This is a genomic window from Thalassotalea nanhaiensis, from assembly GCF_031583575.1.
Taxonomy (GTDB): Bacteria; Pseudomonadota; Gammaproteobacteria; order Enterobacterales; family Alteromonadaceae; genus Thalassotalea_A; species Thalassotalea_A nanhaiensis.
Genome location: NZ_CP134146.1, coordinates 3,258,321 through 3,279,605, shown reverse-complemented (window position 1 = coordinate 3,279,605; position 21,285 = coordinate 3,258,321). Strand labels below are relative to the sequence as shown.

Here is a 21,285-nt window from a genome sequence, read left to right as displayed (position 1 = left end):
GACTACAACAATGAAAAATTATAATGTAGGACTCTTATTTGTATTAACGTTAACTATTTTTTTAAATAGTGTAATAAACAATAATGCAGTTGCTGGTGGTCCAACGGAAAAAGAAGCAAATGCAATAAAAGTTCCTATTTTTAAATCTAGAAATTTAAAAATGAAACACCCAATTCACCGTATTTCAATTGGTAACCCTGATATTGCAGATATTTTAGTATTACGCCAAGACGAACTTTATGTTGTAGGTAAAACACTTGGTCACACTAATGTAATAATTTGGGATGAAAACGACAAGGTTGTTGATTTGTTTAACCTTGAAGTATCTCACGACTTAAATGGGTTAAGAGAGCGCTTCTATCATTATTTACCTAAAGAAAAAATTGGTGTTGAAAGCTCGCAAGGTCAACTAGTTCTTAGCGGCCAATCTTCTTCGTTAACCAAAATGAATATGGCCTTAGAATTGGCTCGAGCTTATGCTCAAGCGGCTACTGGTGGTTCTGCACCAAGTGAAGTATTAAATATGCTAAGTGTTGGCGGCGGTCAACAGGTAATGTTGGAAGTTACTGTTGCAGAAGTACAAAGTGAAGTAGCTCGTAGGTTAGACTCAAAAATGCTATTGCGCTTTGATGGTACAGATGGCTCTGGTGGTATTGTTTCTGGTGGTGACTTGTTTGATGCAATAGGCATTAGTCCTACAATTTCGCGTGGTTTTTTTGGGTCATACTTAGATGGAGATATGTTACTAAATTTTGCATTTGATGTAGCCAAGCAACATGGTTTAGCAAAAATTTTAGCCGAGCCTAATATTACCGCTTTAAGTGGTCAAAAAGCAGATTTCTTATCAGGTGGTGAAGTTCCAATTCCAACTGCTGGTGGAAGTAATACCGGTACTGGCGTTCAATACCGAGACTTTGGTGTAGGGGTAAGTTTTGTACCTACTATTTTAGATTCTGGAAAAATAAACCTTAGTCTCAACGTTTTAGTAAGTGAATTAAGTAATTCGGGTTCATTAACCATTACACCTGAAGGCTCCGGTTCATCTTTTGTTGTACCTTCAATTATAAAACGCACAACATCTACAACGGTTGAGCTTGGTGATGGACAAACAATCGCTATAGGCGGTTTAATTAGCGATACCTTAAGAGAAAGTGTCGATAAGATCCCTGGTTTAGGTGACATTCCTATTTTAGGTCAGCTATTTCGTAGTCAAGAATTTGTTAAGGGGCAATCAGAGTTGGTGATAATGGTTACACCTAGGTTAGTTCGTCCATTTAATAAGAAAGGTATGGAATTACCAACAGATAATTTTGTACCTGTTTCTGATATGGAGTTTTATTTAATGGGAAAAATGACGCCAAGAGAAAAGCCTGAAGATGAACCAAATTCGCCAAATCAAATTGAAGATCAAAATGATGAGATGCTTCCTGATAATGGTGGTACACAACAAAAATACGGTCATGATTTAACTACAGGTGAAGAGGGATAAACGATGAGAAACATTATACAAATAATTTCGCTGTTATTGATTATCACAGGTTGTTCATCTAATGACCCTTACCCAATCACAGAATCAATTGCCAAAATCAATGAAAAGCAAATATTAGACCCCATGGCACCAGAAAATAATGAAGGCATAGTAAACGATTTAGATGGTGTATATGGGGAAAAAGTTGTTACGAGCTATCAAGGTTCTAGCGTTGCACCTTCCGAGGGGCAAACAAGTACTAATGCTCAACAACTTGTAAGTTCAGGTTCTGGCTCAAGCAATTAATTTGCAGTAAGAGGCTATTATGGAAGTTAAAAGCAATATCAAACAGCAAGGTAACATATTAGTTATGTTTACCATTGGGCTGTTTTCTCTGCTTGCTATGGCTGCACTAGCATTAGATGGTGGTCATTTGTTGCTAAATAAAACTCGTCTACAAAACCTTGTTGATACAGCTGCATTAAATGCAGCTAAAGACCTTGTTGATGGAGGAACACATAACTCTGCTATTTTTGCAGCTAAAGCAATTACAGCTGAAAACTTAGGGTTTTCAGATTATCACGAGTTAAATTCTTCTATAGCCAATACTGATTCCGTTATTGTTGAGTTCTCTGAAAAGCCGGAGCCTTTTATTCCTGTTAGTATTGGCGAAAATGAAGATATTAATCGTTATGTAAAAGTAACAATCTCAGGTGTAGAACTTAATAATTTCATCGCGCAAATTTTTAGTTTTAATAAGAAAATATCAGCAACGGCCTTGGCAGGGCCTAGTACCGCATTAGTAGATTGTTATAGCGATTTGGTGCCTATGATGGTTTGTTCAAAACCCATTGATTATTCGGCTGATCCACTACAATACCAGGAAGACTCTTTTTATGGCTATAACCTTAATGAATTAACTGTAATGAAAATAGGCTCTGGTGAAGAAAGTGCCGTGGGGGCTGGTAACTTTCAATTACTAAATTTGGCTGACAACCATGGTGGTGCAGATATTCGAACAGCTATGGCTGGTGCTGGTCTCTCAAATGGTGAAGTATGCTTTAATGTTGATGAGGGACTTAGTACTGCCCCAGGTAATAAAGTTGGCCCTTCTTTGCAGGGGCTTAATACAAGGTTTGGCACCTCAACAGTTCCAGGTGATAAAGAGGGCATTTATCCACCAGATATTAATACTTGCCAAGGTGAAAGACTTGATTTAGAGGATGGTGAATTAGTTGATTCCACTAATACGCCTATTTTTGAATATGATGATAATGGTGTCCCCATTTTTGAATATGACTCTGACGGCGAGCTTATTTTTCCAGAAGGTGTGTATAGCTATAATGACTATTTAGAGTCAAGGGGAAGTACAAGTGTATGTCCTATTTCTGGTACAGGTTTGACAAACCAGCCCGGAGGATTCGTTGATAGGAGGGTTCTCAACGTTGTTATTGCAGAGTGTGATGGCACCGCAAATGGTACAACAACGCCTAAATATGTTGGTTCAGGTTGTTTCTTTTTAACACAAGACCTAGATAATGGTGGCCAACAAAGTTTTATTATTGGTGAATTTACACAAAACTGTACCGCTCAGGGCATACCCGTGGTTGATTCAATAGATAGCCCAGGCCCTTTTACTATTGTTTTATATCATGTCCCTAATAGCAGTGATTCATAATGATGTTTATAAACAATCGAATAAATAAACAAAAAGGGTTAGCAGCTATTGAGCTAACTTTAATTTTGCCATTTTTGCTATTTTTAGTGTTTGTAATAGTGGAGTTTTCGCGCCTTTTATATCAGTACAATCGTTTAAACCAGGTTGTAAGAGATGCATCAAGGTACCTTATTAATCATGCAAGACCAATAAGTAATGACGTTTACATTAATGATGTTATTGCTTTAAATGCTAACGCTATCTTAACCGGTGGAGATTATAATGGTTCTAGTAATATCTTACCTTCATTAACGAATTCAGGTGCAGTGGCAGACATAACAACCGCTGGTAAAGACATTACTTACAGCATTGAAGATGTTTATAATTTCAATATTTTAGTTGATGATACAACTGAATATATTACTGTATCAGTAACTTATTATTGGGAGCCTATTTATTCCGATTTATTGCCATCATTTATAACAAGTAAAAGCTTTAATTTAAATTTTCCTCTTACTGCTCGCTATAGTATGAGGGCTTTATGAATAGTTTTTTAAGTCGACAAAAGAAGTCAAAAGATATGGGAGTATATACAGTTGAGTTTGCAATTGTTGGCAGCTTGTTTTTTTTACTTTTTTTTAGTGCTATTGAAATTGCTCGATTAATGTTTACTTGGAATGTTTTGACTGAGGTTTCAAGACGTGGCGCAAGATTAGCCGTTGTTTGCCCTGTAGTAATGAATAGTGTACTTGACAGCAATATAGCCAATTCAGCAAGTTTTTCAGAGGATTTCTTATTTAATTTAACAATGGATAACATTGAAATTAAATATATAAATTATGCCGGAGGCATACTAGATTTAGAAGGCGACCCTAATGCTTCTCCACCAGTATTACCGCAAAATACTCTTAACCAAATTAGACTAGTTAAAGTTTCAATTACAGGATACCAGCACCAATTGTTGATTCCAGGATTATCTTTAACTTTAGATTCACCAAGCTTTACAACAGTGCTTCCTCGAGAAAGTCTTGGAGCAACTCGGTGGGGAGATTCAAATTGTTCTTAGTTAGATATTCATTCAGGATTAAAGGGCTGTAATTATGGAAAATAAAATTGAACTTAACTCATATTCAGGTATTAAAGGACAAATGAAAAGCAATGAGCAAGGAAGTTTGTCGTCTTTACCGTTCTTAATTAAGTTATTACTCGTGTGTGACGACCCACAAGTAGAGTTGGCCACTAATGAACTTTTATTACCTGTCAAAAATTTGGAGCTTTCAATCGAAAAGAAAGTGACATTTATTACCGAAGATTTTCAATTAGCTGTTGTAGTTTTTACTGGTGATGAGCAACAAACTATTAGCAATTTAGAAAAGATCAGCAATGCTGGAATTAATATTTTGATAGTGGGGGATAACCTTCCTCAACAACTTTTAAGAAAATCAATTCAATTGTCAATCAAAGATATTGTTCCATTATCTACTGCAGAAACCGAGCTTATACCAGCAATTTCAAGTGTTGCATCCCAATTAAAAACTAAAGTAAATTTAGCTCCTGTGGTATCTATTATTAATGGTAAAGGCGGTTCTGGCTCTAGCTTTATCGCTAGCTCAATTGGACAAATTATTGGTAAACACTGCAAAGATGAAGTGGTTATGGTGGATGCAGATTTACAGCACGGAACGTTAGCCGATAGTCTTAACTTAAAGCCAGATTATTTTTTAGATGATGCTCTAGCAGACATTAAAGAATTAGATACCACTGCAATTCAAAGTATGATGAGTAAAAAAGATAATTTGAGTTTGCTACCTGTAAAAGCTTATTCACAAATAAATCGATTAGCTCATATTGATCAAAATAAAATAAGTCAATTGTTCTCTAAGGTTAGAGCTAATTTTAAGTTGTTTATCGCTGATTTATCCAGAGGAATAGATTCACTGTCAATACCTATCTTAGAGTCGTCAGAGCATATTATGGTGGTAGTGCAACAAAATATTTCTAGCATTAGAGAGGCGAAAGCGCTAGTTGAACAACTTCATAATACTATGGGTATAGCACCTGAAAAAATTAGTATTATTGTTAATCGATTCTCTACCAAGTTCAGCACTATTACTCCTGAAGATATAAAAAATACCGTTGGTGTAGATACAGTGTTTACCATTTCGAACGATTACCAGTTGGCGAGTGCTTGTACTGACTTAGGTAAAAGTATTGCGGAGTTATCAGAATTCAAACAATTAGAGAAAGAATTCTTAGTTATTGCTCAGCAAATAAATGGTAATAATCTTGAAATATCACCTAACTCCAAAAGTTTATGGTCTAGATTAATGGGCAAATCATAATGGAATTATTAAAAAAACAAGATGAATCTCAATATGACTTTTTAAATCCACAGGATTTAGAAATAAAGCAACAAATATTTGGCAAACTATTGAAAATGCTTGACCTTGCTGTGCTTGAAACTATGGATGAGAATCAAGCTAAAGAACAGATAAGTGAAATCACAAACCAGTTATTAAATGAAGTTTCAAAGCCTTTAAATTTATCCGTCAGACAAAAAATAATTAAACTTGTTATTGATGAAATCTTAGGTTTAGGGCCATTAGAAACTCTATTTTGTGATAGTACTATTTCTGATATTTTGGTAAATAGATTTGACAGTATTTTTGTCGAGCGTTTCGGTAAATTAGAAAAAGTGCCAGTTCAATTTTATGATAATAGCCATTTGCTTAATATTATAGATAGAATTGTGTCAGGCGTAGGACGCCGAATTGATGAATCCTCTCCAATGGTTGATGCCAGACTTAAAGATGGCTCAAGGGTAAATGCCATTATTCCGCCATTAGCTCTTGATGGTCCCACATTATCTATTCGTAGGTTTACCGTTGAAAAACTAAAAGCGGAACAGTTAATTGAACTAGGCTCAATGAGTGCAGAAATTGGCAAGTTAATTGAAGCTGTAGTACTTGGTAAGCTGAACGTACTTATCTCTGGCGGTACTGGTAGTGGTAAAACAACATTACTGAACATACTTTCTGGTTATATACCCGAAAAAGAGCGGATTATTACCATTGAGGATTCTGCAGAATTACAACTTCAACAGCCTCATACCGTGCGTTTAGAAACACGTATAGCAAATATAGAAGGTGCTGGCGAAGTTACGCAACGTGATTTGGTTCGTAATACTTTGCGTATGAGACCCGATAGAATTGTAATTGGTGAGGTTAGGGGGGCAGAGGCTGTAGATATGCTTACAGCGATGAATACTGGTCATGAGGGGTCTTTAACAACACTGCATGCAAATAATCCAAGAGATGCTCTAGGGCGCTTAGAAAATATGGTATGTATGGCTGGGTTTGATATGCCAGTTAAGAATATACGCTCTCAAATTGCTTCCGCTATAGATTTGGTGGTGCAATTACAACGTCATGAAGATGGTCACAGGCGTATTACCAGTGTGCAAGAGATAAATGGCATGGAAGGTGAAGTAATAACCATGTCTGAAATTTTTACTTTTGAAAGGCAAGGTAAGGATGAAGAAGGCAATATTTTAGGAGAATTTAAACCAACAGGTGTAGTTCCTAACTTTAATACTTCTCTTAAAGCTAAAGGTATTGTTTTACCTAATTCTATTTATGGCCTTGATAAAAATATGATGAACTTTTAGGAGTACATTATGATTTTAGGAGATAAGCATGAGTAATGAACTAACATTTCTACTTTTAGTTTTTGGGGCTGTATTGTTTATGTCACAAACGTTATTTGTGTCAGTCTACAATCCGCAGCGCTCAAAAACGAAACAATTAAAAAAGCACCTTGAAGAGCTAGCAATAAAAGATCCGCATCAAGTAGATTTAGTGTTAAATCAACGACTATCTAAGCTAAACCCGATATTTGTTGAAATAGAGAAAATTGGCTTTGTAGAGGGGTTAACATATAAGTTAGAGATGTCAGGCTCTAAGCTATTTGGACATCAGTATATTTTATTAATGATTCTAGCATCTATCATAGTAGCTCCTTTAGTTTGGAACTTAACTTTAGATCCGTTTTTTATTCTTGTTTCTGTGTTAATAGTGATTGGTGCATTTCAATTTAAATTAAAAAAAGATATCGCAAACCGATTAGAAAAAATCGAAACTCAATTTCCAGAATCTTTAGATGTATTAAAACGAGGATTACAAGCAGGCTATGCATTTTCAGAAGCATTAAAGCTAGTGTGCGAAGAAACTGAAGGGGAACTTGCCGTAGAGTTTGACTTAATGTTTAAACAAATTAATTTTGGTAACGACATAAAAACTGCGCTATTAACTTTTGTACATAGAGTTCCTACTACCTCTGCCATGGCTTTTGCTAGTGCTGTCAGCATACAAAAGGAGACCGGTGGTAATTTAGCTGAAAAAATAGAAACCCTTTCCAGAGTTATACGCCAACGGTTTAAATTTCAGCGTCGAGTGAAAACACTTTCAGCTGAAGGCCGATTGTCTGCTTGGGTATTAGTATTAACGCCATTCGCTTTATTTGCCTTTTTATATATGAGTTCACCTGATTATGTTTCCACACTTTTTACAAGTCCTGAAGGCGTTTCATTATTAAAGTGGGGCGGTGTAGGTATGGTTCTTGGTACTTTATGGATCAGTAAACTCATTAACATAGAGTATTAATTATGGATTATTTATTAGGATTGGTTAATAGCATTGTTGAAAACCCTGAACAAGCAAAGTGGGCAATATATGTAATTGCTGGAATTGCCGGATTAACACTTTCATTGGCTTTAAGTTTGATGTTTTCTGGCGCTTATTCCCCTATACGACTGCAATTACAAAAGCTAAAACATGGTAATAAAGAAACATCTAGCATTACAGAGGACTTTTCCCATTCGCTTGAACATTCTTTAGACAAAATGCCATTTTTACAGCAAACATTTGCTGGCGATGATAAAACTAAGCGTTTATTGATTCATTCTGGTTTTCACTCTGATCATGCTTTAAAAGTATATAACGCGTTAAAATTATTTTTACTATTATTAGGTGGAATTACTGCAATTTTTGCTATGCGCACTTTTTCTGAATTAACCCCCTTTTTTACTATATATTTAGTAGCATTTATCTTAGGTGGCTTTTATTTGCTTCCTGGGTTTGTTTTGACCTATTTAGCTAAACGGAGAATGAAAAGTCTAAGAAAGTTTTTTCCAGATGCACTTGATTTATTGGTGGTGTGTTCAGAGTCAGGGCTAGGCTTATTAGAGGCTATTCAAAGAGTTAGTCGTGAGTTGGAGTATGCTCATCCTGCTTTATCGCACGAATTAGCTCTTGTTTGCTCAAAAGTTAGGGTTGGCTTTTCAATGCAAGAAGCTTTGCATGAATTTTCAGAACGTACTGGTTTGGAAGATATTCGGGGATTAAATTCAGTGATAGTGCAAAGTTTAAGACTTGGTACTGGCATAGCTGATACTTTAAGGATTTACTCAGAAGAGTATCGAGATAAACGTTTACAAGAAGCCGAGGAGAAAGCGGCAAAAGTTGGCGTGAAAATGGTTTTTCCGATGATGGCGTGTATTTGGCCTTCATTTTTTATTGTAGCAATAGGGCCTGCTGTACTTAAAGTTATGGCGGTATGGGATCAAGCTTTTTAGGAAACATTATGAAATCAAATAAAAAAATAACAATAATTTCTAGCTTATTCACTATTTTGTTTTTGTTTGGATGTGAAACTACACCTAAAAGTGAAGAAAGCCTTGATAACTACGCTCGTAATGACCTATTTGGTGAAAAAGGGCAGACTACAGGAATTACTAATGAAACAATGGAAGATGCCTTTCAAAAAGCTATTGAGTCTGAGCAACGAGGTGATTATGATAAAGCATTGTATTACTACATTCAATGTTTAGAATTTGAACCAAACAATGCCAAAGTATTATTTAGAATTGCTCGAATTCATGACAAACAAGGCAATAATACCATTGCAACTCGAGCTTATACCGAAGCTTTGCAAAACGATAATTCATTAATTCTCGCTCACCAAGCTCTCGGTGTTATAGAAATGGAGAATCGTCAATACCAAAAAGCCCAAGGTCATTTACAAAAAGCTATTTTATTAGACCAAAAGCGCTTAACTGAATTAGGTACGAAAAAAGAGCATGGGTACCATACCTTAGATAAAGAATCTCCAATTAATTCATACAATGTTTCCGGCATAATTGAGGATATGCATCAAAACTTTGATTTAGCACGAGTTTATTATAAGTTGGCGCTAACATACGATGAAAATTCTGCAAATATTTTATCTAATTTAGGCTACTCATATTACCTCACAGGTGATCTAACTGTTGCCGAACGTAATTATCGCCGTGCGATCAACCTTGAGCCAGGCTTTAAACGAGCATGGAGTAATCTAGGTTTGGTTTATGCCCGTAAAGGCCAATATAACCGCGCTATTAAAACCTTTAAACAAGTGATGAGTGAGTATGATGCTTATAATGATTTAGGGTATTTTGTTATGCTTGAAGGGCGCTTAGACGAGGCTGAATATTTTTTCAAAAAAGCAATAGATATGTCGCCTAGCTACTTCAAAAAAGCTTATGCAAACTTAGAACAAGTAGAGATGAAAAAGCGAGAGCTTTGGTTGCAAAAACAAGAGGCTCAGGGAGGAGATGAGCAAGGCGTGCTTTCTGAAACTAAAGTGGAAAATAACAAACCTGTACCAGAGCTTAGCTCGGCATCATCTAATCTTGCAGAAGAGAAACTGGCAGAAGAGAAACTAGCACAAGAGCAAGCCGCACAAATCAAACTTGCCGAAATAAAAGCTGCAGAAGAAAAATTGGCTCAAGAGAAACTAGCACAAGAGCAAGCTGCTCAAATTAAACTTGCTGAAGTTAAGGCCGCTGAAGAAAAACTGGCTCAAGAGAAGCTCGCACAAGAGCAAGCCGCACAAATCAAACTTGCCGAAGTTAAGGCTGCTGAAGACAAATTGGCTCAAGAGAAATTAGCACAAGAGAAAGCAGCACAAGCTAAACTTGCCCTAGTAAAAGCAGCAGAAGAAAAGCTGGCAGAAGAAAAGCTTGCACAAGAACAAGCCGCACAAGCTAAACTTGCCTTAGTAAAAGCAGCAGAAGAAAAGCTGGCAGAAGAAAAGCTTGCACAAGAACAAGCCGCACAAGCTAAACTTGCCTTAGTAAAAGCAGCAGAAGAAAAGCTGACTGAAGAAAAGCTTGCGCAAGAACAAGCCGCACAAGCTAAACTTGCCCTAGTAAAAGCAGCCGAAGAAAAACTGGCTGAAGAGAAATTAGCACAAGAGCAGGCCGCTCAAATAAAACTTGCCGAAGTTAAGGCTGCAGAAGAAAAACTTGCTCAAGAAAAGCTCGCGCAAGAGCAAGCAGTTCAAGTTAAACTTGCGCAAGTTAAAGCTGCTGAAGAAAAGCTCATTCAAGATAAGCTAGCACAAGAAAAAATCGCTAAAGTAAAATTGTTAGAAAATAAGATAGCTCAAAAGAAACTTGCTCAAGAAAAACTTGCTCAAGAAAAAGCAGCACAAGAAAAACTTGCACAGGTTAAAGCCGCTGAAGATAAATTGGCTCAAGAAAAGCTAATGCAAGAAAAAGCCGTTCAAGAGAAAATTGCTCAAGTTAAAGCTGAGGAAGAAAAGCTCATTCAAGATAAGTTAGCCCAAGAAAAGGCAGCTGAAGAAAAGCTTGCTCAAGTGAAAGCAGCTCAAGTAAAATTACTCGAAGATAAGTTGGCTCAAAAGAAATTGTTACAAGAACAGCTGTTGCAGGACAAAATTGCCCAAGATAAATTAGCTCAAGAAAAACTGGCGAAAGTAAAAGCAGCAGAAGAAAAGTTATCGCAAGAAAAACTGCAACAAGAAAAGCTTGTTAAAGAACAGCTCGCTCAATTAAAAGCAGCTGAAGAAAAACTAGCACATGAAAGGGTATTACAAGAAAAGTTAGCCCATGAAAAATTAGCACAAGAGAAGTTAGCACAAGAAAAAACAATTCATCAGAAACTTGTTGAGGAAAAGTTGGCGCAAAAGAAAATAGCACAACAAAAAGCTGCTCAAGAAAAAATTGCTCAAGAAAAAGCAAAGCATCAATTTGAATTGTTTAAAGCTGAGCCTACGGTTAAACTTGCGGAATTAGAAGTAACAGCTTCTGATGATATACAAATGGTACAATTACAGGTATCTTCGACGCCAACGATAGCCGCTGAATCGAACCCTCAATTAGACCCTAACAATAAATAATTAAACATATCCACAATGGATTTTATAGGATAGAACTTGTTACCGATTGAAGTAAATAGTGCAGAATTTACCAGTATTGCCAAAAATGAATATGGTGAAGTAGTTGAATCAAAAATAAGCGATACCTTTTCTGAGCTAATTTTAAGCCATGAATTGTTTTCAGCTAAATTAACTTTGCATGGTGGTCATGTATTAAACTGGCAACCGAAAGGTCATGATGAAGTCTTTTGGATGAGTAAAAAGGCTCAATTAGAAAATGGTAAGGCAATACGTGGTGGCATTCCTATTTGTTGGCCTTGGTTTGGTCCATATAATGATGCTGGTAATCATGGTTTTGCTAGAACAAGTTTATGGCAATTAGGCTCTATTGATATTAACTCTGCTGGAATTAAAGTAGAACTAGTATTAGAAGGAGAGAAACGCTCTGAATCTTGGACACATAAATTTAAAGTAACGCAAATATTAATGTTTTCTAATTCGTTCAGCCAACAATTGGAGATTGAAAATTTAAGTAACCAAGACTTTCAATTTTCTAATGCTTTACATAGTTATTTCAGTGTTAGCAGCCCTGAAAATATTGCTATCCCAGATTTAAATTCAGCATATTTTGATGACAAAATAAAATCAATTCAAGGTTGCACTCCGTCTGATGTATTTAATTGTGTTGGTCCTATCGATAAAATTTATCATCACAATTCGTCAATGACGATGTTTGATAAAGGCTGGAAACGTGCGATCGAGATCAAAAAATCAAATTCTACTCAGTGGGTGCTGTGGAACCCTGGCAAAGATATTGCGGCGGGCATGAGTGATATCCATCAACAAGGTGAAGATGAATTTGTATGTTTAGAAGCGGCAAATACAAATTGGGTTATCGTTCCCAAAGGTGAAAAAGTATCTTTAAGTCAAGAGATTCAAGTGTATAAGCTATAACTTTAATTAGCTGAACTCGAGCTATGTTTTTGTCAGTTTACTCGCAAATGATTGTTTAGCAACATTTGCGTGAATGGTATTTTTAAATAGAAACCCCTGGGGAGGGTTTGAAAAGGCCTCCCTTGAGCATCAAACGCCTGTGTCTTTGCACTTGAATTAGCGGCTTTAGGTCTAAGCTGAAGTACTTGCCCGTATTTAGCATTAATTTCTTCAACTCTCCCAAGAGCTATCATGTCAGTTAGCTCTTGCCAGTCTTGTGCTAATAATTGCTCTTCTTGTTGATTTGGTTGCCACAGAAATGGCGTACAAACTATGCGTTGATGGATTGGGATATCCCGTTCTGAAATAACTGGCACCCATAACACTTTGGCGAGTTTGTTTTTAAGGTGACATTTTTCCCAGGTCATACCGGTAATGCCTTTTAATGGCGCAACACAAACAAATGTCGTTTCTAACGGTTTACCTTCACGATTAATAGGCAAGGTTTTAAGTTCAATACCTAAATCTGGAAAGTCAGGCATAGGCAGAGAGCCTGCACTTGCACCTAAAACTTTTTCTAGTAATAAACCGATCCAGCCTTTTTCTCTATTCAAATTTTCGGGCACAACAACACCGGTTTGAGCAGCAAGTTCACCTAAGGTTAAACCTGCAATACTTTGTGCATGTCGAATAAGTTGTTGTTCTGTTTCAGGGCGGTAATCAGTCAAAGGCTTGAGCTTGTTATCAAGGTTTATCAATATTATGCGCAAAAAAAACATAGATTAAAATTAATTTCAGTGTTTATTTGCTCGTAGCGCTAGTTTGTGGAACAATCATTTTATAGTAAAAAAATTGAACGGGAGTTCATGTGATTGATGCCGAAGGCTATAGAGCCAATGTCGGCATAGTGATTACAAACGGTAAAGGTCAGGTTTTTTGGGCTCGACGATATGGCCAGCATTCTTGGCAGTATCCACAAGGTGGTGTTGACGAAGGTGAAACAACCGAGCAAACCATGTTTCGTGAACTGCATGAAGAAGTCGGTTTAAAACCACATCAAGTGGAAATTATCGCAAGTACAAAACATTGGCTAAGGTATCGTCTACCAAAGCGGTTAATTAGGCATGAAAGTAAACCCATGTGTATTGGCCAAAAGCAGAAGTGGTTTTTATTAAAGCTCACTTGTGCAGATGATGAAGTAGATCTATTACATTCAGGTCATCCTGAGTTTGATGATTGGCGTTGGGTAAGTTACTGGTACCCTGTACGTCAGGTGGTTTCATTTAAACGCGATGTATATCGCAGAGTAATGAAAGAGTTTGCTCCTATTGCTTTAGCACCATTTAAAGCGGAAAGTAATGAGCGTAGACCGAATAAACACCGCCGCGGATCTCATCACCGTCGGGATAATAGAAGACGTACTGGTTAGTGATCATTATGTACATTAAGTTAGTAAAGGAACTTATTTAATAAAACTGTATAACGAAAGTTATGCAGTTTTTTTACTTCAGGGACGAAGTAATGCAAATCACCATGGATGGTACTAGATTTGTAGCTTCAGGGACGAAGTAATGCAAATCACCATGGATGGTTCTAGATTTTTAACTTCAGGAACGAAGTAATGTAAATCACTATACCCATAGGCGGTAAAGCTTTCTGTGATAGCTGTTCCCAGCTCAAACTCATCTTCTCATTTCGCCATTTTAACATCCTCAAAAAGTAGGGTATACTGACCAATCTTTAGTAAAAACTTCAACTAAAATAAACATTTAATAGTATTCAGCGAGCAAAGGAGCTTATGTTAACCACGTTACGTAGAATTGTTTTAGCATTTGGGCAAGAGCCTGAGCTTGATACTGCCTTACAAAACATGGTGGGTCAGGTTAAAGCTGCAATGACTACTGAGTGTTGCTCTGTTTATTTAGCTGATTACGAGCAAGAACATTTTCTACTCATGGCTTCAGATGGTTTAGCTAAAGCGTCACTAGGTCGTGTTTCAATTGGTTTTTCTGAAGGTTTGGTTGGCTTGGTTGGCCAACGTGAAGAGCCCATTAACATTGCAAATGCACAACAACATCCTCGTTTTAAAGAATCCCCAGAAGTACAAGAAGAGGACTTTAATGCCTTTTTAGGTACGCCAATTATCCATCAACGCCGGGTATTGGGCATATTATCTGTGCAACAAAAGCAAGCACGAGAATTTACTGAAAATGAAGAAGCGTTTCTTGTCACTATTGCTGCCCAATTAGCAATTGCAATCGCTAATGCTGAAACGACAGGCATTTTGTCTAGGGGAACTAAACAGCAAAACCGTCAGTATGTGCAAGGTATTCCTGCCTCTCCCGGTTTAGCAATTGGAAATTTTTACGTCAGTTACCCTAAAGCACAATTAAGCAGCGTTAGTTTAACTAAAGTATATCAATCAAGCGTTCAAACAAAATTCTTTCAACACGCAGTAATTAAAACAAAGCGCGACCTCAGACAAATGAGCAGCCGTATGCAAGGTGCGATACCTGAGGATACGCTTGATATTTTTGAAATGTATGAGCATATGCTGGAAAGCGCCAGTTTAGGTGATGAAATACAGGAAAAAATAAATGCTGGTTGGGATGCTCAAAGCGCTTTAAAACTGGTGATTGATCAATACGTAATACAATTTGAGTCAGTTGAAGATCTCTACATTCGTGAGAGAGCTACTGACATAAAAGATCTCGGTAATCGGGTTTTATTTCATTTACAACAAGAAGATAGCAATAAAGCAGTAATTCCTGACAACATGATTTTAGTGGCGCAAGACGTCACGGCATCATTATTGGCGGAATATCAGCATAAAGGCTTAAAAGCGATTGTTTCATTGTCTGGCTCGACTAACTCTCATGCAGTCATTTTGGCTAGAGCTTTAGGTATCCCGGCTATTATGGGCGTAGGTAATATCCCTCTGGCTAGTTTTTGGCATAAACAGGCTGTTGTTGACGGTTATTCAGGTGAAATATTTTTATCGCCAGATACCGCTACCTTAACCGAGTATCAGCATTTAGTACGAGAAGAAGATGAACTACAAGAAATTGTAAAGCAAGTCATCGATCTTCCAGCGATAACAAAAGATGGAAAATCTATAGAGTTGCTGTTAAATGCAGGCTTAGGAGCCGAGTTTGATGACTCGATGAAAAATGGCGCTATAGGTATTGGTTTATATCGCACTGAAATTCCATTTATGGAGCGTAGTTGTTTTCCATCGGAGTTAGAGCAAGTCACTCTGTACAAAACAGTATTGAACTCATTTCCTCGTCAACCTGTGGTTATGCGAACGCTCGATGTCGGTGGTGACAAAGCTTTGCCGTACTTTCCTATAAGTGAAGACAACCCCTTTCTAGGTTGGCGAGGCATTCGTATTACCCTCGACCATCCCGAAATATTCCTTGTACAAGTGCGAGCCATGCTCAAGGCCAATATCGGTTTAGGCAATTTAGAAATAATGTTACCTATGGTATCTGGCACTACAGAAGTCGATGATGCAATCAGATTGATTAATCAAGCCTATTTTGAAGTGAGTAATGAAAGTGATGTACCGGTTGCTAAACCTAAAGTTGGTATTATGCTTGAAGTGCCTTCTGTTATTTTCCAATTGTCAGAGCTTGCTAAAAAAGTAGATTTCTTTTCTGTAGGTAGTAATGATTTAACCCAATATTTGTTGGCCGTAGATAGAAACAACTCTAGAGTGGCGCCATTATTCGATTCATATCATCCGGCAGTACTTCGAGCGTTAAATCAGATCGCCGAACAAGCGCAAATAGAATTAATAGAGTTAAGTTTATGTGGTGAACTCGCCAGTGAACCAGGCGGGGCGCTTTTATTGCTGGCTATGGGGTATGATAAATTAAGTATGAATGCACATAATATTCCTCGCATAAAATGGGTATTACGCCATTTAGATTACAAACAAGCGCAGTTAATATTATCCCATTGCTTAATGTTAAGTACGGCTAAACAGGTGCATAACTACCTTAATGAGCAACTAGAGTTACTTGGGTTAGGTGGCTTTGTAAGAGCCGGTAAGTAACTAAAACTCATCTTTGTAATTATTTAATAAGTATTTTCATCTATTTAGGGTTAAAATTAATACTCTAACGAAATAGAGTGTCTAATGTTTTTATCAGTATTTCTTTTATGTATGTTACTCGGTACCTTAGTTGGCTTTTTAGCTGGCTTGTTGGGGATTGGTGGCGGCTTGGTGATTGTACCTGTACTGATTATCCTTCTACCAATGTTGGGCATACATGCTGATATAGTGATGCCTATTGCCTTAGCGTCATCATTGGCGTCTATTTTAGTAACGTCAACTAGCGCTGCATTTAATCACCATAAATCTGGTAATATTCCTTGGAAGATGACTAAAAAATTATTGGTGTTTGTTGCATTGGGCGCAGTTATAGGTGCTAACCTTGCCGATTTATTGCCGACAAGTACCCTTACGGCTATTTTTTCTACGTTTGTTATTTCTTTAGCAACATACATGTTGTTTTCTATACGCCAAACTGTACAACGAGACCTACCTTCAGATAATGTTTTAAAAGGTGTTGCGGGAGGAACCGGTATTATTGCAAGTTTAATGGGCATTAGTGGTGGGGCGGTTCTCATCCCATTTTTAACCTATTGCGGCGTAAATTTATTACATGCCATTGGGGTTTCTACTGCATGTGGCATGATTGTCTCGCTTTTTGGCACAATGGCGTTTATGATTGCTGGTCTTGATAATCCTAATCTTCCCGAGTGGAGTTTAGGTTACATTTACTGGCCGGCAGTATTAGGTATCGCCTCAACGTCAACTATTTTGGCACGCTACGGGGTGAAACTTGCCAACAAACTACCGGTTAAAACAATAAAAAAAGTTTTTGCTGCTTTCTTAATTTTAGTAGCATTTAATATGATGATTTAACATTGGATCGTTTATGACCCTTGCTGCAATTCAATTTCCGATTATTGACCCTATTATTTTTTCAATCGGACCTATCGCCCTTCGCTGGTATGGCTTCATGTATTTAATCGGTTTTATTTTAGCGATGGTTATTGCTAATAAAGCTGCAGATAAAAGCAACGGCTTATGGAGCCGAGACCAAGTAAGTGACCTTTTATTTTATGGATTTTTAGGGGTGATACTTGGTGGCCGAATTGGCTATGTATTATTCTATAACTTTGATTACTTCCTCAGCGACCCGATTTATCTATTTAAAATATGGACTGGCGGTATGTCATTTCATGGTGGCTTACTTGGGGTTATTACTGCAATCGCACTTTTTGCACGCAAAGAGAAAAAGTCGTTCTTACAAGTCGGTGATTTTGTCGCACCACTAGTGCCACTTGGCCTAGGTGCTGGTCGTATCGGTAACTTTATTAACGCCGAGCTTTGGGGGCGTCAAACGGATGTATCTTGGGCGATGATATTCCCAACCGATCCATTAGGTCTTCCACGTCACCCGTCACAGTTGTATGAATTCTTTTTAGAAGGCTTAGTGCTGTTTCTTATTATTTATTTTGTTGGTAAAAAGACCAAAGCAATCGGTGTTGCCAGCGGTCTGTTTTTAGCCGGATATGGTTTGTTTAGACTGACAATTGAATTTTTCCGTGAGCCTGATGCCCATTTAGGGTTTTACTTCAGTTTCATCTCAATGGGACAAATGCTTTCATTACCAATGGTGATAATTGGTGTAGGATTGATTATTTGGGGATTAAACAATAGTCAACCTATTGTTAGTAACAGTAAAAAGAACAAGAGCAGTGCAAAATGAAACAATATTTAGATTTATGTCAGCGTATTATTGATGAAGGTTCATGGGTAAGTAACGAACGCACTGGTAAGCGTTGTTTAACCCTTATCAATGCCGATTTAGAGTATCAAGTCGGTAAGAATGAACTTCCTATCATTACTACCCGTAAAAGCTTCTATAAAGCGGCTATTGCTGAGTTACTTGGTTATATAAAAGGTTATGATAATGCCGCGGACTTTCGTGCGTTAGGAACACCAACCTGGAATGCCAATGCCAATGAAAACGAAGCTTGGTTAAATAATCCACACCGTAAAGGTGAGGATGATATGGGGCGAGTTTATGGTGTACAAGGTAGAGCATGGGCTAAACCAGACGGTGGCTCTGTGGATCAACTTAAAAAGGTTGTCGATAATTTAAGTAAAGGCATTGATGATAGAGGTGAGATCATCAGTTTCTACAATCCAGGTGAGTTTCATATGGGGTGTTTACGCCCATGTATGTTTCAACATCAATTCTCGCTGCTTGACGGCACGCTGTACTTAAACAGCTACCAACGCAGTTGTGATGTACCATTAGGTCTTAATTTTAATCAAATTCAAGTGTTTGCATTCTTGGCTATTATGGCGCAAATTACTGGTAATAAGGCTGGTGTTGCTTATCATAAAATAGTAAATGCTCATATTTATGAAGATCAGTTAGAGCTAATGGAAAACGTACAATTAAAGCGTGAGCCATTCCCATCACCAGAGTTGCGCATTAACCCTAAAATTAAGTCATTAAAAGATTTAGAAACTTGGGTAACAATGGATGATTTCGAGGTAATAGGTTACCAGCATCACGATCCAATCCAATATCCATTCTCAGTGTAATGTTTTAGTAAACTGGTAATATCAAAATGGCGCTATTAAGCGCCATTTTTTGTCAGATACAAAAGCTCCATGCATACTGCATCCGCTAAATACTGTATGTCTATATACAAAAAAACCGGCAGAAGCCGGTTTTTAAAACGTAAAATTTAAGTTCTAATTAAAGAGCTTTAATTTTAGCATTTAAGCGACTCTTAACACGAGCAGCTTTGTTTGCGTGTATTAAACCTTTACTTGCGTAACGATCTAAAATTGGAGAAGCAATAGCAAACTCTGTAGTTGCAGCTTCTTTGTTACCAGCTTCAATAGCAGCGATAACTTTTTTCAAGTAAGTGCGCATCATTGAGCGACGACTTGCGTTGTGTTGGCGACGCTTCTCTGATTGGACAGCGCGCTTCTTAGCAGACTTTGAGTTAGCCAAGGTGGACTCCTAAAAATAAAATAATATAGCCATAATTTAAGGCGACGAAATATGCCTTTTTTTCCGGTTGATGTCAAACTATTTATCGAATTATTACTCAATAACTAATTATTTAACAAAAAATGCGGTTTTTCGAGGGCATTCAAAGAAGAAGATGATAACATTATTAACGACTGAGAGCTAAGGTTCTCAGTAATTATTTACTAAAAACAAAGAAAAATAACAATGGAGTATCATTTTTGAGTAAGAAACTGCTTAAATCAGGGCTTATCGTCAGTTTTATGACGCTTATCTCAAGAGTTTTAGGTCTTGTTCGCGATGTCGTGATTGCTGACAAAATTGGAACCGGAGTCGGTGCTGATGTTTTTTTCTTTGCCAATAAAATTCCCAACTTTCTCCGTCGCCTGTTTGCCGAAGGCGCATTTGCACAAGCATTTGTACCTGTGCTTAGTGAATACCAAGAGCTTGATGAAAAAAATGGTACCAATGAAACCCGCGAGTTGATCTCTAAAGTAAGTGGCACCCTAGGTGTTTTGGTTTCTATTGTTACCCTTATCGGTATGGTTGCCACGCCAGTTTTTGTTGCTCTGTTTGGTTTTGGTTGGTTTCTAGACTGGGTAAATGATGGCCCAAATGCTGAAAAGTTTGATTTAGCCTCCTCACTACTTACTATTACTTTCCCTTATTTATGGTTCATTAGTTTTACTGCACTTGCGGGCGCAATATTAAATACGCTAGGAAAGTTTGCCGCAGCGGCGTTTACGCCAGTGTTACTTAACGTCTGCATTATTGGCGCAGCAATATATTTATCACCAACGTTTGAACAACCTGCCTTTGCACTTGCATGGGGGGTATTTTTAGGTGGTTTAACTCAGTTTTTATTCCAAATACCGTTCTTAATTAAAGCCGGCGTGTTGGTTAAACCAACATGGGGCTGGAACCATGGCGGCGTGAAAAAAATTCGCAAATTGATCGTACCTGCATTATTTGGTGTATCCGTTACACAAATCAATTTATTACTCGACACCTTAATTGCCAGCTTTTTAATCACCGGTTCAATAAGTTGGCTATATTACGCTGATCGATTATTAGAATTTCCGTTAGGGTTGTTTGGTATTGGCATTGCCACGGTAATTTTACCAAGCCTGGCCAGGCTTCATGCAAAACAAAATCCGCAAGAATTTTCATCAACCATCGACTGGGCTCTTAAAGTGGTGAGTTTATTGGGATGGCCAGCAATGGCAGGCTTAATGGTGTTGGCACAGCCAATCATCATGGTGCTATTTATGCGCGGTGAATTCACTGAACATGATGTTATGCAAGTATCATTTGCTCTTTATGCGTATCTAAGTGGTCTATTAAGCTTTATGTTTATTAAGGTGTTAGCACCGGGTTACTACGCCCGCCAAGATACTAAAACACCGGTAATCATTGGTATAAAAGCGATGGCGGCAAATATGGTATTCAACATAGCTTTGGCTCCTATTTTTGGCTATGTTGGTTTAGCTATTGCCACCGCATTATCAGCAACTTTGAATGGTTTCTTACTTTATCGTGGATTGAGTCGTAACGGGATTTATCACATCGATAAAAACACTATGTTCGTGATTCTGCGCTTAATTTTATCTGCGCTAGTTATGGCTGGTACTATTTATTATTTTTCGCCTAGTTTTGAGGCATGGCTTGCTTTGTCGTTCAGTGCACAAGTAGTTAAATTAGTATATTTAATTACACTAGGGGCGATAACGTATTTTATTTGTGGTGTAACACTTGGAATTCGCTTGAAACACTTTGTCAGTAAAACGGCATAAATGGTAGATTGGGTAGGGAAACTTACCCAATTTTTAACAAATCCTACTTTCTTGTCTTAAATAATCGTAATATTTTCATGAAATCTGCACAATCTTTGGCTAAAGTGCTGATTATTAATTCACTTTGAATACCCACGGGTATATAAT

19 protein-coding genes are annotated in these 21,285 nt (G+C 37.5%); 17 read left to right on the top strand and 2 right to left on the bottom strand.

All coding sequences use genetic code 11. The annotated features are described in order from the left end of the window. The first annotated feature begins 10 nt into the window (after window positions 1–10). The 11 genes from RI845_RS14160 to RI845_RS14110 are packed head-to-tail and all read left to right on the top strand — an operon-like array spanning window position 11 to window position 12,296. Window positions 11–1,489: a type II and III secretion system protein family protein gene (locus RI845_RS14160; RefSeq protein ID WP_348386815.1), complete on the top strand. Its 1,479-nt coding sequence runs from the start codon at window positions 11–13 to the stop codon at window positions 1,487–1,489. A gap of 3 nt (window positions 1,490–1,492) precedes the next feature. Then, complete coding sequence (locus tag RI845_RS14155; RefSeq protein ID WP_348386814.1) at window positions 1,493–1,774, top strand: hypothetical protein; 282 nt, start codon at window positions 1,493–1,495, stop codon at window positions 1,772–1,774. Between the two features lie 19 nt (window positions 1,775–1,793). Next, window positions 1,794–3,146, top strand: a complete 1,353-nt coding sequence (locus tag RI845_RS14150) for a pilus assembly protein TadG-related protein (RefSeq protein ID WP_348386813.1) — start codon at window positions 1,794–1,796, stop codon at window positions 3,144–3,146. Continuing rightward, on the top strand, window positions 3,146–3,670 hold the full coding sequence (locus RI845_RS14145; protein ID WP_348386812.1) for a TadE/TadG family type IV pilus assembly protein: 525 nt from the start codon (window positions 3,146–3,148) through the stop codon (window positions 3,668–3,670). The genes RI845_RS14150 and RI845_RS14145 overlap by 1 nt, the downstream gene beginning before the upstream one ends. Beyond that, complete coding sequence (locus tag RI845_RS14140; protein ID WP_348386811.1) at window positions 3,667–4,191, top strand: TadE/TadG family type IV pilus assembly protein; 525 nt, start codon at window positions 3,667–3,669, stop codon at window positions 4,189–4,191. Before RI845_RS14145 ends, RI845_RS14140 begins: the two co-directional genes overlap by 4 nt. A gap of 34 nt (window positions 4,192–4,225) precedes the next feature. Beyond that, window positions 4,226–5,467, top strand: a complete 1,242-nt coding sequence (locus tag RI845_RS14135; RefSeq protein WP_348386810.1) for an AAA family ATPase — start codon at window positions 4,226–4,228, stop codon at window positions 5,465–5,467. Further along, complete coding sequence (locus tag RI845_RS14130) at window positions 5,467–6,792, top strand: CpaF family protein (RefSeq protein WP_348386809.1); 1,326 nt, start codon at window positions 5,467–5,469, stop codon at window positions 6,790–6,792. The genes RI845_RS14135 and RI845_RS14130 overlap by 1 nt, the downstream gene beginning before the upstream one ends. 28 nt (window positions 6,793–6,820) lie before the next feature. Then, on the top strand, window positions 6,821–7,786 hold the full coding sequence (locus tag RI845_RS14125) for a type II secretion system F family protein (protein WP_348386808.1): 966 nt from the start codon (window positions 6,821–6,823) through the stop codon (window positions 7,784–7,786). Window positions 7,787–7,788: 2 nt separating this feature from the next. Further along, a complete protein-coding gene (locus RI845_RS14120) occupies window positions 7,789–8,757 on the top strand; it encodes a type II secretion system F family protein (protein ID WP_348386807.1) in 969 nt (322 codons plus the stop codon). An 8-nt stretch (window positions 8,758–8,765) separates the two neighbouring features. After that, a complete protein-coding gene (locus RI845_RS18850) occupies window positions 8,766–11,363 on the top strand; it encodes a tetratricopeptide repeat protein (protein ID WP_348386806.1) in 2,598 nt (865 codons plus the stop codon). 36 nt (window positions 11,364–11,399) lie between these two features. Further along, window positions 11,400–12,296 (top strand): D-hexose-6-phosphate mutarotase, encoded by an 897-nt coding sequence (locus RI845_RS14110; RefSeq protein ID WP_348386805.1) that lies wholly within the window; start codon window positions 11,400–11,402, stop codon window positions 12,294–12,296. Window positions 12,297–12,328: 32 nt separating this feature from the next. On the opposite strand, the gene mutH is transcribed toward RI845_RS14110, so the two are convergent. Continuing rightward, entirely contained in the window at window positions 12,329–13,003 is a 675-nt protein-coding gene (gene mutH, locus RI845_RS14105) for a DNA mismatch repair endonuclease MutH (protein ID WP_348386804.1), read from the bottom strand. Window positions 13,004–13,143: 140 nt separating this feature from the next. Between mutH and rppH the strand changes: the two genes are divergently transcribed. From rppH to RI845_RS14080, 5 genes are all read left to right on the top strand, one after another. Continuing rightward, window positions 13,144–13,704 (top strand): RNA pyrophosphohydrolase, encoded by a 561-nt coding sequence (gene rppH / locus RI845_RS14100; protein WP_348386803.1) that lies wholly within the window; start codon window positions 13,144–13,146, stop codon window positions 13,702–13,704. 369 nt (window positions 13,705–14,073) lie between these two features. Then, on the top strand, window positions 14,074–16,335 hold the full coding sequence (gene ptsP / locus RI845_RS14095) for a phosphoenolpyruvate--protein phosphotransferase (protein ID WP_348386802.1): 2,262 nt from the start codon (window positions 14,074–14,076) through the stop codon (window positions 16,333–16,335). A gap of 84 nt (window positions 16,336–16,419) precedes the next feature. After that, window positions 16,420–17,211, top strand: coding sequence for a sulfite exporter TauE/SafE family protein (locus RI845_RS14090; protein ID WP_348386801.1), 792 nt, complete (start codon window positions 16,420–16,422; stop codon window positions 17,209–17,211). Window positions 17,212–17,224: 13 nt separating this feature from the next. Further along, window positions 17,225–18,061: a prolipoprotein diacylglyceryl transferase gene (gene lgt, locus RI845_RS14085; protein WP_348386800.1), complete on the top strand. Its 837-nt coding sequence runs from the start codon at window positions 17,225–17,227 to the stop codon at window positions 18,059–18,061. Continuing rightward, window positions 18,058–18,909, top strand: a complete 852-nt coding sequence (locus RI845_RS14080; RefSeq protein WP_348386799.1) for a thymidylate synthase — start codon at window positions 18,058–18,060, stop codon at window positions 18,907–18,909. Before lgt ends, RI845_RS14080 begins: the two co-directional genes overlap by 4 nt. A 157-nt stretch (window positions 18,910–19,066) precedes the next feature. On the opposite strand, the gene rpsT is transcribed toward RI845_RS14080, so the two are convergent. Continuing rightward, complete coding sequence (gene rpsT, locus RI845_RS14075) at window positions 19,067–19,327, bottom strand: 30S ribosomal protein S20 (RefSeq protein WP_348386798.1); 261 nt, start codon at window positions 19,325–19,327, stop codon at window positions 19,067–19,069. A gap of 239 nt (window positions 19,328–19,566) precedes the next feature. On the opposite strand from rpsT, the gene murJ reads away from it, so the two are divergent. Continuing rightward, a complete protein-coding gene (gene murJ, locus RI845_RS14070; protein ID WP_348386797.1) occupies window positions 19,567–21,138 on the top strand; it encodes a murein biosynthesis integral membrane protein MurJ in 1,572 nt (523 codons plus the stop codon). Window positions 21,139–21,285: the final 147 nt, after the last annotated feature.

Excerpts from the sequence above, each read along its gene's own strand:
- RI845_RS14160 (WP_348386815.1), top strand. The coding sequence starts at position 11 with ATGAAAAATTATAATGTAGGACTCTTATTTGTATTAACGTTAACTATT.
- RI845_RS14155 (WP_348386814.1), top strand. The coding sequence starts at position 1,493 with ATGAGAAACATTATACAAATAATTTCGCTGTTATTGATTATCACAGGT.
- RI845_RS14150 (WP_348386813.1), top strand. The coding sequence starts at position 1,794 with ATGGAAGTTAAAAGCAATATCAAACAGCAAGGTAACATATTAGTTATG.
- RI845_RS14145 (WP_348386812.1), top strand. The coding sequence starts at position 3,146 with ATGATGTTTATAAACAATCGAATAAATAAACAAAAAGGGTTAGCAGCT.
- RI845_RS14140 (WP_348386811.1), top strand. The coding sequence starts at position 3,667 with ATGAATAGTTTTTTAAGTCGACAAAAGAAGTCAAAAGATATGGGAGTA.
- RI845_RS14135 (WP_348386810.1), top strand. The coding sequence starts at position 4,226 with ATGGAAAATAAAATTGAACTTAACTCATATTCAGGTATTAAAGGACAA.
- RI845_RS14130 (WP_348386809.1), top strand. The coding sequence starts at position 5,467 with ATGGAATTATTAAAAAAACAAGATGAATCTCAATATGACTTTTTAAAT.
- RI845_RS14125 (WP_348386808.1), top strand. The coding sequence starts at position 6,821 with ATGAGTAATGAACTAACATTTCTACTTTTAGTTTTTGGGGCTGTATTG.
- RI845_RS14120 (WP_348386807.1), top strand. The coding sequence starts at position 7,789 with ATGGATTATTTATTAGGATTGGTTAATAGCATTGTTGAAAACCCTGAA.
- RI845_RS18850 (WP_348386806.1), top strand. The coding sequence starts at position 8,766 with ATGAAATCAAATAAAAAAATAACAATAATTTCTAGCTTATTCACTATT.
- ptsP (WP_348386802.1), top strand. The coding sequence starts at position 14,074 with ATGTTAACCACGTTACGTAGAATTGTTTTAGCATTTGGGCAAGAGCCT.
- RI845_RS14090 (WP_348386801.1), top strand. The coding sequence starts at position 16,420 with ATGTTTTTATCAGTATTTCTTTTATGTATGTTACTCGGTACCTTAGTT.
- lgt (WP_348386800.1), top strand. The coding sequence starts at position 17,225 with ATGACCCTTGCTGCAATTCAATTTCCGATTATTGACCCTATTATTTTT.
- RI845_RS14080 (WP_348386799.1), top strand. The coding sequence starts at position 18,058 with ATGAAACAATATTTAGATTTATGTCAGCGTATTATTGATGAAGGTTCA.